Annotated in this window: 11 protein-coding genes; 4 read left to right on the forward strand and 7 right to left on the reverse strand. The window is 60.2% G+C overall.

The window, feature by feature from the left end:
- Nucleotides 1–2 precede the first annotated feature (2 nt).
- The 4 genes from AB6Q56_RS11420 (at nt 3) to AB6Q56_RS11435 (ending at nt 6,271) form a co-directional block, all read left to right on the forward strand.
- On the forward strand, nt 3–485 hold the full coding sequence (locus AB6Q56_RS11420) for a hypothetical protein (protein ID WP_434513304.1): 483 nt from the start codon (nt 3–5) through the stop codon (nt 483–485).
- A gap of 78 nt (nt 486–563) precedes the next feature.
- On the forward strand, nt 564–1,982 hold the full coding sequence (locus tag AB6Q56_RS11425) for a bifunctional enoyl-CoA hydratase/phosphate acetyltransferase (RefSeq protein WP_434513305.1): 1,419 nt from the start codon (nt 564–566) through the stop codon (nt 1,980–1,982).
- A 2-nt stretch (nt 1,983–1,984) separates the two neighbouring features.
- Nucleotides 1,985–3,166, forward strand: a complete 1,182-nt coding sequence (locus tag AB6Q56_RS11430; protein ID WP_434513306.1) for an acetate/propionate family kinase — start codon at nt 1,985–1,987, stop codon at nt 3,164–3,166.
- Nucleotides 3,167–3,367: 201 nt separating this feature from the next.
- Complete coding sequence (locus tag AB6Q56_RS11435) at nt 3,368–6,271, forward strand: adenosylcobalamin-dependent ribonucleoside-diphosphate reductase (RefSeq protein WP_434513307.1); 2,904 nt, start codon at nt 3,368–3,370, stop codon at nt 6,269–6,271.
- A 90-nt stretch (nt 6,272–6,361) separates the two neighbouring features.
- Here AB6Q56_RS11435 and AB6Q56_RS11440 read toward each other — a convergent pair whose 3' ends face one another.
- From AB6Q56_RS11440 to nuoI, 7 genes are all read right to left on the reverse strand, one after another.
- Entirely contained in the window at nt 6,362–6,904 is a 543-nt protein-coding gene (locus tag AB6Q56_RS11440) for an NUDIX domain-containing protein (protein ID WP_434513308.1), read from the reverse strand.
- A gap of 66 nt (nt 6,905–6,970) precedes the next feature.
- A complete protein-coding gene (nuoN, locus tag AB6Q56_RS11445; protein WP_434513309.1) occupies nt 6,971–8,449 on the reverse strand; it encodes an NADH-quinone oxidoreductase subunit NuoN in 1,479 nt (492 codons plus the stop codon).
- A 12-nt stretch (nt 8,450–8,461) separates the two neighbouring features.
- On the reverse strand, nt 8,462–9,946 hold the full coding sequence (locus tag AB6Q56_RS11450) for an NADH-quinone oxidoreductase subunit M (RefSeq protein ID WP_434513310.1): 1,485 nt from the start codon (nt 9,944–9,946) through the stop codon (nt 8,462–8,464).
- A 32-nt stretch (nt 9,947–9,978) separates the two neighbouring features.
- Entirely contained in the window at nt 9,979–12,033 is a 2,055-nt protein-coding gene (nuoL, locus tag AB6Q56_RS11455; protein WP_434513311.1) for an NADH-quinone oxidoreductase subunit L, read from the reverse strand.
- A gap of 2 nt (nt 12,034–12,035) precedes the next feature.
- Nucleotides 12,036–12,347, reverse strand: a complete 312-nt coding sequence (nuoK, locus tag AB6Q56_RS11460; RefSeq protein WP_150427520.1) for an NADH-quinone oxidoreductase subunit NuoK — start codon at nt 12,345–12,347, stop codon at nt 12,036–12,038.
- Nucleotides 12,348–12,361: 14 nt separating this feature from the next.
- Entirely contained in the window at nt 12,362–12,958 is a 597-nt protein-coding gene (locus AB6Q56_RS11465; RefSeq protein WP_434513312.1) for an NADH-quinone oxidoreductase subunit J, read from the reverse strand.
- Between the two features lie 12 nt (nt 12,959–12,970).
- Complete coding sequence (nuoI, locus tag AB6Q56_RS11470; RefSeq protein WP_295003153.1) at nt 12,971–13,459, reverse strand: NADH-quinone oxidoreductase subunit NuoI; 489 nt, start codon at nt 13,457–13,459, stop codon at nt 12,971–12,973.
- Nucleotides 13,460–13,463: the final 4 nt, after the last annotated feature.

Here is a 13,463-nt window from a genome sequence, read left to right on the forward strand (position 1 = left end):
CAATGACCATCAGCCGAATTCAATACACCTCGCGCAAGCTGGCCGAGCAATTGCGCGGCTCGCCCTACATGGCAGTGATCTCGATCACCGATCCGACGACGCCGGAGGCGAAACTCGACCCGCTGTTCCGCCACGTACTCCGCCTGTCCTTTTTCGATGCCATTCCGGCCGACGAATACATGCCGGCCCTGCCCGGCCTGTTCGATCACCGGATGGCGGCGCAAATCTGCACCTTCATCGAGGAGTTGCACGCCGCGCCGTTCGAAATTTCGCTGATGGTGCATTGCGAATACGGGGTCAGCCGCTCGGCCGCCGTCGCCCTGTTCGCCGAAGCGCTGACCGGTGCACCGTTGGATGCCCGGGAATTCACCTACGAGGCCAACCAATGGGTCATTGATCTGCTGGAGACGCATCGCAAGGGGCTTTCGATCAACATTCCGCTGCCTCTGCTCAGCCACGAGCGCCGTCGCGCGCAGCGTAACTGAGCAGCGCGCGAAAAGATAAATAGGCATCCTCCGTCACGCCACACCCGAAGATCGCTTGAAGCACTGGAGCAAGCCCACATGAACCAACAAACCGAACCCCGTTACCTGGCCAACAAGACTTTCGATGAAATCCACATCGGTGACTCGGCCTCGCTGACCCGCACGCTGATGCCGGAAGACGTCAAGCTCTTCGCCATCCTGACCGGCGACGTCAACCCCTCCATCGTCGATCCCAAGTATTCGGAAAGCGGCATGTTCCGCGAAGTGATCGCCCACGGCATGTGGAGCGGCTCACTGATCTCGACGGTACTAGGCACGCAGTTCCCCGGCCCCGGCACCATCCTCGTCGACCAGAGCCTGCATTTCGCCCGTCCGGTGACCATCGGCGACAGCATCACCATCACCGTCACCGCCAAGCAGAAGTTCGAGCACAACAAGCACGTCATCTTCGACTGCGTGTGCACCAACCAGGAAGGCCTGCAGGTGGTGCGTGGCACGGCCGAAATCCTCGCCCCGCTGGAAAAGGTGTCGCGCCTCGAAGAAGTGCATATGCCCCAGATCCGCATCGACGACAAGCACGAGCGCTATACCCACTTGCTGGAACGCGTGAAGGGCCTGGAACCGATTCCCACCGCCGTCGCCCATCCGTGCGACCTCGAGTCACTGAAAGGCCCGGTCATGGCTTTCCAGGCCGGCATCATCGAGCCCATCCTGGTCGGTCCTGAAAACAAGATCCGCGCCGTCGCCGAGGAATTCGACCTAGACCTGTCCGGCATCCGCATCGTCAATGCCGCGCACAGCCATGACTCGGCGGCCGTGGCTGTGTCGCTGGTGCGCACCGGCGACGCCGAGGCGTTGATGAAGGGCAGCCTGCACACCGACGAGCTGATGGGCGAAGTCGTCGCCCGCGCCAACGGCCTGCGCACCAGCCGCCGGATCAGCCACGTCTTCGTGATGGACGTGCCGACCTACCACCGCCCGCTGCTGATCACCGACGCGGCGATCAACATCGCCCCGACGCTGGAGGAAAAGGCCGACATCATCCGCAACGCCATCGACCTCGCCCACGTCATCGGCATCCCCGAACCCAAGGTCGCCATCCTGTCGGCGGTCGAGACGATCAACCCGAAGATCCAGTCCACCCTCGATGCCGCCGCCCTGTGCAAGATGGCTGACCGCGGCCAAATCAAGGGCGGCCTGCTCGATGGCCCGCTCGCCTTCGACAACGCCGTCTCCATCGTCGCCGCCAAGACCAAGGGCATCAAGTCGGCAGTCGCCGGCCATGCCGAAATCCTCGTCGTGCCCGACCTCGAATCCGGCAACATGGTGGCCAAGCAACTCGAATACCTGGCCAACGCCCTGACTGCCGGCATCGTGCTCGGCACCAAGGTGCCCATCGTCCTGACCAGCCGCGCTGACAGCGCCGAAACCCGAACCGCATCGTGCGTCATCGCCGCACTGATCGCCCACGCCAACCGCAAGAACGGAACCACCTGACAATGAAGCAAGGAATCCTGACGATCAATGCTGGATCGTCCTCCATCAAGTTTGCCCTCTTCCCGCTCGACCATCCGATATCCCCGGAAGCCGAAGTCTCCGGCCAGATCGACGGCATCGGCGCTGAAACGACCAAAATGGTCGCCAAGAACCGGGCCGGCGAGCGCATTGCCGACCAATTGCTCGAAGGCGCCAAGGTCAGCCATGCCCAGGCTTTCGACGCCCTGCTCAAATGGTTCACCGCCAGCCACGCCAACTGGCAGATCGTGGCCGTCGGCCACCGGGTGGTGCATGGCGGCGAGCGCTATTCCAAGCCAACGGTCATCGACGACACCGTGCTCAGCCATCTGCAGAGCTTCATCCCGCTTGCCCCGCTGCACGAACCGCACAACGTTGCCGGGATTATCGCGCTGCAGGCCCTGCTGCCCAGCGTGCCGCAGATCGCCTGCTTCGACACGGCCTTCCATCGCAGCCAGCCGGAAGTCGCCCAGACCTTCGGCCTGCCGCGCAACATCACGGCCGAAGGCATCAAACGCTACGGTTTCCACGGCCTGTCCTACGAGTACATCGCCCGCGCCCTACCGCAGCATTCCGGCCGCGCCACCGGCCGCATCGTGGTCGCCCACCTTGGCAATGGCGCCAGCATGGCGGCGATGGTCGACCGCAAATGCGTCGCCACCACCCTTGGCTTCTCGACCATCGACGGTCTGGTCATGGGCACCCGCTGCGGCAATCTCGACCCCGGCGTCATCCTGCACCTGATGGAGACCAAGAATCTGTCGGTCAAGGACATGACCAAGATGCTCTACAAGGAATCCGGCCTGCTCGGCGTTTCCGGCCTCAGCCAGGACATGCGCACCCTGCTCGCCAGCGACAAGCCGGAAGCCGGGGAAGCGGTCAACCTGTTCTGCTATCGCATCGCCCGCGAACTCGGCTCGCTCGCCGCCGCTGCTGGTGGCCTCGATGCCTTGGTATTCACCGGCGGCATCGGCGAACACGCCGCCGAAGTGCGCCGCCGCGTCTGCCTGCAGTCTGAGTGGCTGGGCATCCGCCTCAACCCGGAAGCCAATGCCCGCCACGAACTGCGCATCTCGGCCGGCAACAGCAGCGTCGACGTGCTGGTCATTCCGACCAACGAGGAATGGATGATGGCGCACCACGCACAGACCCTGCTCGCCCTCTGACAAGAAATTTTTTCCGCCCGCCCCGGTCTCACGAAAGTGGCCCGGGGCTTTGTTTTTTCGGGCTTTTTCCAGTCATGACGACGTCACAACCCACCGCAGGCAGAACTACTGTATGTAGTCAAGATATTGTATCGACCCACTAGATATAGTAGATTCGCTCCATTCAAAGACTAGAACCGAAACTGTCGAGAGGAGCCATCAATGAGCAAAGTCGCAGAGCAGCTTTCACTGACCGATATTCCCGCGCCCCCCGAATTCGCCCCCCTGCCGGAACAGGAAATTTCCGGCGAGGTGCTGATCGAGAAATACGCCAAGGGCAAGGAAACCAATGTTCACGACGTGCGCAAGCGCGTCGCCTGGGCCCTGGCCCAAATGGAGCAGGAAGCTGATCGCGCACATTGGGAAGCACGCTTCCTGTGGGCCCAGGAAAACGGTTTCATCCCGGCTGGCCGCATCAACTCCGCCGCCGGTACCGACCTGCAGGCCACGTTGATCAACTGCTTCGTGCAGCCGGTCGGCGATTCGATCGTCGAAAACACCGATGGCCGTCCCGGCATCTACACCGCGCTGGCCCAGGCCGCCGAAACCATGCGTCGCGGTGGTGGCGTCGGCTACGACTTCTCGTCCATTCGTCCGCAGGGCGCCCGCGTCAAGGGCACCCAATCCCGCGCTTCCGGCCCGGTCTCCTACATGCGCGTCTTCGACCGCTCATGCGAAACCGTTGAATCCGCCGGTGCCCGCCGCGGTGCCCAGATGGGCGTACTGCGCTGCGATCATCCGGACATCGAAGACTTCATCCACGCCAAGGACCACGGCGACCTGACCAATTTCAACATCTCCATCGGCGTCACCGACGGCTTCATGGAAGCCGTCGATGCCGACACCGATGTCGAGTTGGTGCACCGCGCCGAACCGAATGGCGACATGCGCTCGGCTGGTGCCTACCAGCGCGAAGACGGCATGTGGGTCTACCGCAAGGTGCGCGCCCGTGACCTGTGGGATCAGGTCATGAAGTCCACTTACGACCACGCCGAGCCGGGCATCCTGTTCCTTGACCGCATGAACAAGGACAACAACCTCAATTATTGCGAAGTGATCGAGGCGACCAACCCCTGCGCAGAACAGCCGCTGCCGCCGTACGGCTGCTGCTGTCTGGGTTCGATCAACCTGACCCTGTACGTCAAGAACCCGTTCTCCGAGCAGGCCGAGTTCGATTTCGACGCTTTCGCCGAAGTCATCCGCGTCTCCACCCGCATGCTCGACAACGTGCTCGACGCCACCCACTGGCCGCTCGAGCGCCAGCAGCAGGAAGCCGCCAACAAGCGTCGCGTCGGCCTCGGCTTCACCGGCCTCGGCGACATGCTGGCCATGCTCCGCTTGCGCTACGACAAGGCCGAAGCACGTGCCATGGCCAGCCGCATCAGCGAATTCATGCGTGACACCGCCTACCTGTACTCGGTCGAAATGGCCAAGGAACGCGGCGCCTTCCCGCTGTTCAATGCCGAGCTTTACCTTTCCGGTGGCAACTTCGCCTCGCGCCTGCCGGCCGAGGTCAAGGCAGAAATCCGCAAGCACGGCCTGCGCAACTCGCACCTGCTGTCCATCGCCCCGACCGGCACCATTTCGCTGGCCTTCGCCGACAACGCCTCGAACGGCATCGAGCCCCCGTTCTCGTGGACCTACAACCGCAAGAAGCGCATGCAGGACGGCACGATCAAGGAATACTCGGTCGAGGACTACGCCTGGCGCCTGTACAAGCATCGCGGCGGTGATGTCTCCAATCTGCCCGACTACTTTGTCACGGCGCTGGAAATCTCGGCCAAGGCCCACAGCGACATGGTTGCTGCCGTCGCCCCGTTCATCGACACCTCGATCTCGAAGACGGTCAACGTCCCGGCCGACTACCCGTACGAAGACTTCCAGGATCTCTACATGCAGGCCTGGAAGGCCGGCCTGAAGGGTCTGGCCACCTATCGTCCGAACAGCGTGCTCGGTTCCGTCCTGTCCGTCACTCCGGAACCGACCGCCGAAGCTGCTGCCGCAGCTGCCGACGCCAAGGCTCCGCAGGACTTCGTTTCCGACGCCAACCGCCGCCTGTCGATCAAGAACCTGCCGGCCCCGGTGCTCGCCAGCCTGCGCTGGCCGGGCCGCCCGAACCTGCCGGAAGGCAACCTGTGCTGGACCTACATGGTCGACTCGCCGATCGGCAAGTTCGCCCTGTTCGTCGGCCACGTCGAGCAGGAAGGCCGCGCCTGGCCGTTCGAAGTGTGGGCCAACGGCCCGGCCGAACCGCGCGGCCTGGGTGCCGTCGCCAAGACCCTGTCCATGGACATGCGCGCCAACGACCACGGCTGGCTGCAACTGAAGCTGGAAGCCCTGGCCAAGATGCCGGGAGATGCCTTCGAAATGCCGATGCCGCCGCACGGCGAACGCAAGCGCATGCCGTCCGTCGTTGCCGCCATGGCCCAGGTCATCCTGTGGCGCGGCGAACAGCTCGGCGCCTTTGGCCACGACGGCCCGACGCCGGTCAAGGACGCCCTGTTCAGCACCAAGGAGCCGAAGACCGGCACCGACGGCACGCTGTCCTGGACTGTCGACGTCAGCAACTCCTCGACCGGCGAAGACTTCGTCCTCGGCCTCAAGGAAATCACCCTGCCCGACGGCACCTCGCGCCCGTACTCGATGTGGCTCTCCGGCAACTATCCGCGCGCCCTCGACGGCCTGTGCAAGCTGCTGTCGCTCGACATGCGCGTCCTCGACCCGGCCTGGATCGGCATGAAGCTGCGCAAGCTGCTCGACTACTCCGAGCCGTTCGGCGACTTCATGGCCTTCGTCCCGGGTTCGCGCAAGCAGCAGACCTATCCGTCGACCGTCGCCTACATCGCCCAGCTCATCATCCACCGCTACGCCATGCTCGGCATCCTCGACGAAGCCGGTTTCCCGCTGCAGCAGATGGGCATCCTGGAAGCGCCGGAAGACACCACCAGCAACAAGGTGCTGCCAACCCAGGGCAAGCTGTGCGGCGAGTGTGGCAACCACACGATGATCCGCAAGGATGGTTGCGACTTCTGCACCGCTTGCGGCGCGGTCGGCACCTGCGGCTGATCGTCTGAAGCATCAAGCAAAACGCCCCGGTCTCCCCGGGGCGTTTTTGTTTCTGCCTTATAGTCGGACAAGACCCGACAAACTGTCCGATCAGGTTTTTTCCAGCCAGAATAAAGCAGTGATGGTTTTCGCATCGGTGATGCGGCCATCCCAAACAGCCTGTTTGGCCTCTGTCGGCGACAGTTCGATCACCTCCAGGAATTCGTTGTGATCAAGCTGTTTCTCTCCCACCCGGCGCAGGTCGCGGGCTGCAAAGATCTCGATGCGCTCATCGGAGTAGCCGATGCACGGATGCATCACGCCCAGATACTCCCACTCGCTGGCGGCATAACCGGTTTCCTCAAGTAGCTCCCGCTTTGCCGTCTCGATGATGGGTTCACCATGGTCGATCTTTCCAGCCGGCAATTCGAGGAAGACGCGACGCAGCGGGTAGCGAAACTGGCGCTCAAACAGCAGGTTACCATTAGGCAGAAAGGCGAGGATAACGACGGCCCCGGGATGAACGATGTACTCCCGTATCGACTCCTGACCGTCAGGCAGGCAAACGCGATCTTTCCTCACCTTAAGCAAAACGCCATCGAATACAGACTCGCTGGAAATTTCCGATTCGATCAGATGGGTATCGTGCGACATTTATGGCTCCACAAAACAAAACGCCCCGACTGGCGGGGCGTTTTAATTGAATACTAGGTTTGTCGATCAGAGCGAGCGCAGAAGGGCATAGGCGCAGAGCGACATGATCACCTGCGGGAAAATGCCAAGGAAAGCCACAGCCAGGCCGTTGACGGAGACCAGGATGCGCATGTCCATGCCAGCGCTTAGCGGGGTTTCGTCAGCCGGCGCATCGAAGTACATCAGCTTGACGACGCGCAGGTAGTAGAAGGCACCGATCAGCGAGAACAGTACAGCAACAATGGCCAGCCACATGTAACCGGCAGCGACGACCGCCTGCAGCACCGAGAATTTGGCGAAGAAGCCGATGAAGAACGGCACACCGGCCATCGAGAACATCAACATCAGCATGATGCCGGCAAACCATGGGCTGCGCTTGTTCAGGCCCTTCAGGTCTTCCAGTTCGTCCGCCTCGAAACCGGCGCGGGACATCAACAGGATCATGCCGAAGGTGCCGGCCGACATCAGCACGTAGGCGATGACGTAGAACATCGCCGAGCTGTAGGCATTCAGGGCATAGCGCGCATCGCCGCCAACAACGCCGGTAACGATGCCGAGCAGCATGAAGCCCATGTGGGAAATCGCCGAATAAGCCAGCATGCGCTTGAAATTGGTCTGGGCAATGGCCGCCAGGTTACCGATGGCCATCGAGAGCACCGACAGGATCACCAGCATCGCCTGCCAATCCTGCGCCATCGTGATCAGGCCATTGACCAGCAGGCGCATGACGATAGCGAAAGCAGCCAGCTTGGGTGCGGAACCGATGAACAGGGTAACCGAGGTCGGAGCGCCATGATAGACGTCCGGAATCCACATGTGGAACGGTACGACACCAAGCTTGAACGCCAGGCCGGCAACCAGGAAGACCAGACCGAAAACCATCACGGTCTTGTTGACGCCGCCGCCATACAGACGCTCGGCAATGCCCGTGATTTCGAGCGTGCCGGTCGCGCCGTAGATCATGGACATACCGTACAGCAGGAGACCGGAGGCCAAAGCGCCCAGAACGAAATACTTCATGGCGGCTTCGGTCGACACCACGGACTCGCGGTTCATGGCCACCATCGCGTACAACGACAGCGAGAGCAATTCCAAGCCGATGTAGATGGTCAGGAAATGGTTGGCCGAAATCATGACCATCATGCCGAGCGTGGCGAACAAGGCGAGCACGTAATACTCGCCCTTGTTCATCGCCTCGCGGTCGATGACGTAACCTCGCGAGTACCACATTACGATGAGCACGGTCATGTACAGGAACAGCTTCAGCAGGTCGGACATCAGGTCGTCGACGAACATGTTGCTGAAGGTATAGGTGATTTCGCCGGTACTCGTCGCGAACTGGATCGCAGCGCAACCAATCAGGGTCAGCTGGGTCAGCGCGAAGGTGACGGTACGCCGGCTGTCCTTGACCAGCAGATCAATCATCAGGATAGCCAACGCCATCACCACCAGAAAAATTTCCGGTGCGGCGGGCAGTAGATTGGGGACAACGAAATTGTCGAACATGTCGGCTACCGTTTATTGAATCTTGCTGATGGCAACGTGATGCAGCAGGTCGTTGACCGAGGCGTGCATGACTTCGGTGAAAGGTTGCGGATAGATACCCATCCACAGCGTGGCGACGGCCAGCACGGCAAGGATGGCGAATTCGCGCTTATTAATGTCGGTCAGTTCCTCGACGTGGTGGTTGGCGACGTCGCCGAAAATGACGCGCTTGTACATCCACAGCGAGTACGCGGCACCGATGACCATCGACGAGGCGGCAGCGAAGGCTACCCAGAAGTTGAACTTGACGGCACCGAGAATGACCATGAACTCACCGACGAAGCCCGAGGTAGCCGGCAAACCGGCATTGGCCATGGTGAACAGCATGAACAGTGCAGCGAATTTCGGCATCTTGTTAACAACACCGCCGTAGTCGGCGATCTGGCGGCTATGCACGCGGTCGTACATGACGCCGATACAGAAGAACATGGCGCCGGAGACGAAGCCGTGGGAAACCATCTGCACCAGCGCACCTTCGATACCCATGGCGCTGAACATGAAGAAACCCAGCGTCACAAAACCCATGTGGGCGATCGAGGAGTAAGCCACCAGCTTCTTCATGTCGGCCTGAACCAGGGCAACGAAACCGATATAGACAACGGCGATCAGGGATAGCGCGATGACCAGCGTCGACAATTCATGCGAGGCATCCGGGGCGATCGGCAGCGAGAAGCGCAGGAAACCGTAGGCACCGAGCTTCAGCGCGATGGCAGCCAGCACGATGGAACCGCCGGTCGGCGCTTCGACGTGGGCGTCCGGCAACCAGGTGTGCACCGGCCACATCGGAACCTTGACAGCAAAGGCGATCAGGAAAGCCAGGAACAGCCAGATCTGCGGGCCCAGCGCGATCGGCAGCTTGTGCCACTCAAGGATCGAGAAACTGCCGCCAGACTGGATGAAGAGATACATCAGCGCCAGCAGGAACAGCAGGGAGCCGAACAAGGTATAGAGGAAGAACTTGAAAGCGGCGTAAACACGGTTCGGTCCGCCCCAAACGCCGATGATCAGGTACAGCGGAATCAGCGAGGCTTCGAAGAAGACGTAGAACAGCACGCCATCGAGCGAGGTGAAGATGCCGTTCATCAGGCCCGACATGATCAGGAAGGCGGCGTTGTACTGGGCCACCTTCTGCTCGATCACTTCCCAGCCGGCCGCCACCACGATGATGGTGATGAAGGCGTTGAGGATAACGAACAGCATCGAGATGCCGTCGACACCCAAGTGATAGTTGATGTTGAAGCGCGGAATCCACGTCTTCAGTTCGACGAACTGCATGCCGCCGTTAGCGACATCGAAATTCGTCCACAGCGGAATCGTTACCAGGAAGGCAACGACCGCACCGATCAGGGCAAGCATCCGCGCCAGCGGAGCGTTCCGGTCGCCGCCGGTGGTCAGCACCACCAGGCCGGCAACAATCGGAATCCAGATTGCGAGAGATAGCAGCGGGTAAGTCGACATGTTATTCCTTGCTCTTCTGCGAACTATTCACGCTAGGCGCGGTTGATCCACAGGGTCATCAGCACGAAGACGCCGATGATCATGGTGAAAGCGTAGTGATAAACGTAACCGGTCTGGAACAGGCGGGTCACGGTGGCAATCCAGCCGACCAACTTGGCCGAACCGTTGACGATCAGGCCATCGATCACCGCGACATCGCCACCTTTCCACAAGGCCTTGCCAAGCAGACGGGCACCGCCGGCGAAAACGACTTCGTTGAACTTGTCGAAGTAGTACTTGTTCTCGAACAGCGTGTTGATCGCGGAGAAACGGCGCTGGATGGCAGCAGGGATGTCCGGACGCTTCATGTAGAAGAACCAGGCCACGACGACACCGGACAGGGCCAGAATGAACGGCAGCGTGGTCAGCGAATGCACGCCCATCGCGGCAGCACCGTGGAACTCTTCAGCCAGATGCTCCATGGCCGGGTGAGCATGGTGATCGATAAAGATCACGCCCTTGAAGAAATCGCCATACAGCATTGGCTCGATCGCGAAGTAACCGATTGCCAGCGATGGAATCGCCAGGAGCACCAGCGGCAGCCAGACGACCCACGGTGTTTCGTGCGGCTTCTGGCCCGGAGCCAAGCCGTGATGGTGATCGTGCGTTGCTTCCTCGTCGTCGTGATCCCCATGGTGTTCGTGATGATGCGCGTCGTCGGCCTTGCCGAAGCGCTCCTCGCCGTGGAAGACCAGGAAGTACATACGGAAGGAATAAAAGGCGGTGACAAACACGCCGGCGAGAACAGCGTAGTAGGCGAAAGCCGCACCCGGCTGACCGGCATGGTAGGCAACCGCGGCAGCCTCGATGATCGAATCCTTGGAATAGAAACCGGACAGGAAAGGTGTACCGATCAGCGCCAGAGAACCGATCAGCGAGGTGATCCAGGTGATCGGCATGTACTTGCGCAGGCCGCCCATGTTGCGGATGTCCTGGTCATGGTGCATGCCGATGATGACCGAGCCAGCAGCGAGGAACAGCAGTGCCTTGAAGAAGGCATGGGTCATCAGGTGGAAGATGGCAACCGAGTAGGCGGAAGCACCGAGCGCGACCGTCATGTAGCCGAGCTGCGACAGCGTCGAGTAGGCCACGACGCGCTTGATGTCGTTCTGGATGATCCCCAGGAAGCCCATGAACAGGGCGGTGATGGCGCCGATCACGATGACGAAGGACAAGGCCGTCGTCGACAGCTCGAACAGCGGCGACATCCGGGAAACCATGAAGATACCAGCTGTGACCATGGTCGCCGCGTGAATCAGCGCGGAAATCGGGGTCGGGCCTTCCATGGAGTCGGGCAGCCAGACATGCAACGGAACCTGGGCCGACTTGCCCATGGCGCCGATAAACAGGCAGATACAGGTAACCGTCATCAGCGATACGGTAGCCCACTCGCGGTCGGCGAAGAGGTTGATCGTGGTCGTAGCGAGCTCCGGCGCCTTCTGAAAGACGGTAGCGTAATCCAGCGTGCCGAAATGGGTCAGGATCAGGCCAATGCCGAGGATGAAACCGAAGTCGCCAACGCGATTGACCAGGAAGGCCTTCATATTGGCGAAAATAGCGGTCGGACGGGTATACCAGAAACCGATCAGCAGGTAGGAAACCAGACCCACAGCTTCCCAACCGAAGAAGAGTTGCATGAAGTTGTTGCTCATCACCAGCATCAGCATGGAGAAGGTGAACAACGAGATGTAGCTGAAGAAGCGGTTATAACCGGGATCTTCCTGCATGTAGCCGATGGTGTAGATATGGACCATCAACGACACGAAGGTGACCACGATCATCATGGTGGTGGTCAGGGAGTCGATCAGGAAACCAACCTCGAACTTGTAGTCGCCGCTGGTCAGCCAAGTATAGACCGGACCATTGAAAGTGTGCCCAGCCTGGACATCCTTGAAGATCATCACCGAGGCGATGAAGGCGATGGCAACACCGGCGATGGTCGCGGTATGCGCCACCCAGCGCGGAATGACCCGGCAGAACAGACCGGCGATCATGGCGCCGATCAGCGGTGCCAGCGGGACGAGCAGATAGAGTTTTTGCATTTCCATGTTTAACCCTTCAGGCTGCCCAGGTCATCCACGTGGATGCTCTTGAGATTGCGGAACAGCACGATCAGGATGGCCAGACCGATCGCCGATTCGGCGGCGGCAACGGTCAGGATGAAGAAGACGAAAATCTGGCCGGAGATATCCTGCAAATAATGCGAGAAGGCCACGAAGTTCATGTTCACCGCCAGCAGCATCAATTCGATGGCCATCAGCAGAACGAGAAGATTCTTGCGGTTCAGGAATATCCCGACGACGCTGATCGCGAACAGGATCGCGCCCAGAATCAGGAAATGCGAGAGTGTCAGATTGAGCATGATCTTCCCTGGGTTCAGTCTTTTTCAACCGGCATCTGCAGTACGCGGACGCGATCCTTCGCCTTGACGAAGACCTGCTGATTCGGGTTGGTGTACCTGGACTTCTTCGGACCGCGGTAGGTCAGGACGATCGCAGCGATCATGCCGACCAGCAGGATCAACGAAGCCAGTTCGAAGGGATAGACGTAGTCGCTGAACATCAGCGCGCCGATCGCTTTGGTATTGGACACGCCGGCCGGCACCATGGTTTCGGCAGCCGGCACCTGGAAATACTTGCTGCCCAGTACCAGGCCCATCTCCATGACCATCAGCAGACCGACCAAGGCGCCCAGCGGCAGATAGTTCCAGAAGCCTTGCCGAATACGGTCAATATTGATGTCCAGCATCATCACGACGAACAGGAACAGGACCATGACCGCGCCGACATACACGAGGATGATGGCGATCGCCAGAAACTCAGCCTGCAACAAGGCCCAGATGCCGCCGCAGGTGAAGAAGGCGAGGATCAGGTGAAGTGCCGCATGCACCGGATTGCGGGCAGTGATCACGCGAAGGCTCGCAAAGATCAGAATCGCCGACAGGAAGTAGAAAACTCCAGTTTGAAAATCCATCGCTAGCACCTGTTATCGGTAAGCAGCATCAAGTTCGCGATCCTTCGCGATTTGATCTTCGTAGCGGTCGCCGTTGGCCAGCAACATCTGCTTGGTGTAATACAGATCGCCGCGCTTCTCGCCGTGATACTCGAAAATGCGGGTCTCGACGATCGCGTCGACCGGGCAGGCTTCTTCGCAGAAACCGCAGAAAATGCACTTGGTCAGATCAATGTCGTAGCGCGTCGTGCGGCGCGAACCATCGTCGCGCGGCTCGGCTTCGATGGTGATTGCCAAGGCCGGACAGATCGCCTCGCACAATTTGCAGGCGATACAACGCTCTTCACCGTTCTCATAGCGGCGCAACGCATGCAGACCACGGAAGCGGAAGCTCTGCGGCGTCTTCTCCTCCGGATATTGAACGGTAATCTTGCGGGCAAAGAAATATTTGCCGGTTACCGACATCCCCTTCAACAATTCCTTGAGGAAGAGGCTGTTGAAGATTTCCTTCATCGAACCCATTAGT

This window comes from Dechloromonas sp. ARDL1, assembly GCF_051122455.1.
GTDB lineage: Bacteria > Pseudomonadota > Gammaproteobacteria > Burkholderiales > Rhodocyclaceae > Azonexus.

What these genes read in the sequence shown, in the direction of transcription:
- AB6Q56_RS11420 (WP_434513304.1), top strand. Translation starts at nt 3, where the DNA reads ATGACCATCAGCCGAATTCAATACACCTCGCGCAAGCTGGCCGAGCAA.
- AB6Q56_RS11425 (WP_434513305.1), top strand. Translation starts at nt 564, where the DNA reads ATGAACCAACAAACCGAACCCCGTTACCTGGCCAACAAGACTTTCGAT.
- AB6Q56_RS11430 (WP_434513306.1), top strand. Translation starts at nt 1,985, where the DNA reads ATGAAGCAAGGAATCCTGACGATCAATGCTGGATCGTCCTCCATCAAG.
- AB6Q56_RS11435 (WP_434513307.1), top strand. Translation starts at nt 3,368, where the DNA reads ATGAGCAAAGTCGCAGAGCAGCTTTCACTGACCGATATTCCCGCGCCC.
- AB6Q56_RS11440 (WP_434513308.1), bottom strand. Translation starts at nt 6,904, where the DNA reads ATGTCGCACGATACCCATCTGATCGAATCGGAAATTTCCAGCGAGTCT.
- nuoN (WP_434513309.1), bottom strand. Translation starts at nt 8,449, where the DNA reads ATGTTCGACAATTTCGTTGTCCCCAATCTACTGCCCGCCGCACCGGAA.
- AB6Q56_RS11450 (WP_434513310.1), bottom strand. Translation starts at nt 9,946, where the DNA reads ATGTCGACTTACCCGCTGCTATCTCTCGCAATCTGGATTCCGATTGTT.
- nuoL (WP_434513311.1), bottom strand. Translation starts at nt 12,033, where the DNA reads ATGGAAATGCAAAAACTCTATCTGCTCGTCCCGCTGGCACCGCTGATC.
- nuoK (WP_150427520.1), bottom strand. Translation starts at nt 12,347, where the DNA reads ATGCTCAATCTGACACTCTCGCATTTCCTGATTCTGGGCGCGATCCTG.
- AB6Q56_RS11465 (WP_434513312.1), bottom strand. Translation starts at nt 12,958, where the DNA reads ATGGATTTTCAAACTGGAGTTTTCTACTTCCTGTCGGCGATTCTGATC.
- nuoI (WP_295003153.1), bottom strand. Translation starts at nt 13,459, where the DNA reads ATGGGTTCGATGAAGGAAATCTTCAACAGCCTCTTCCTCAAGGAATTG.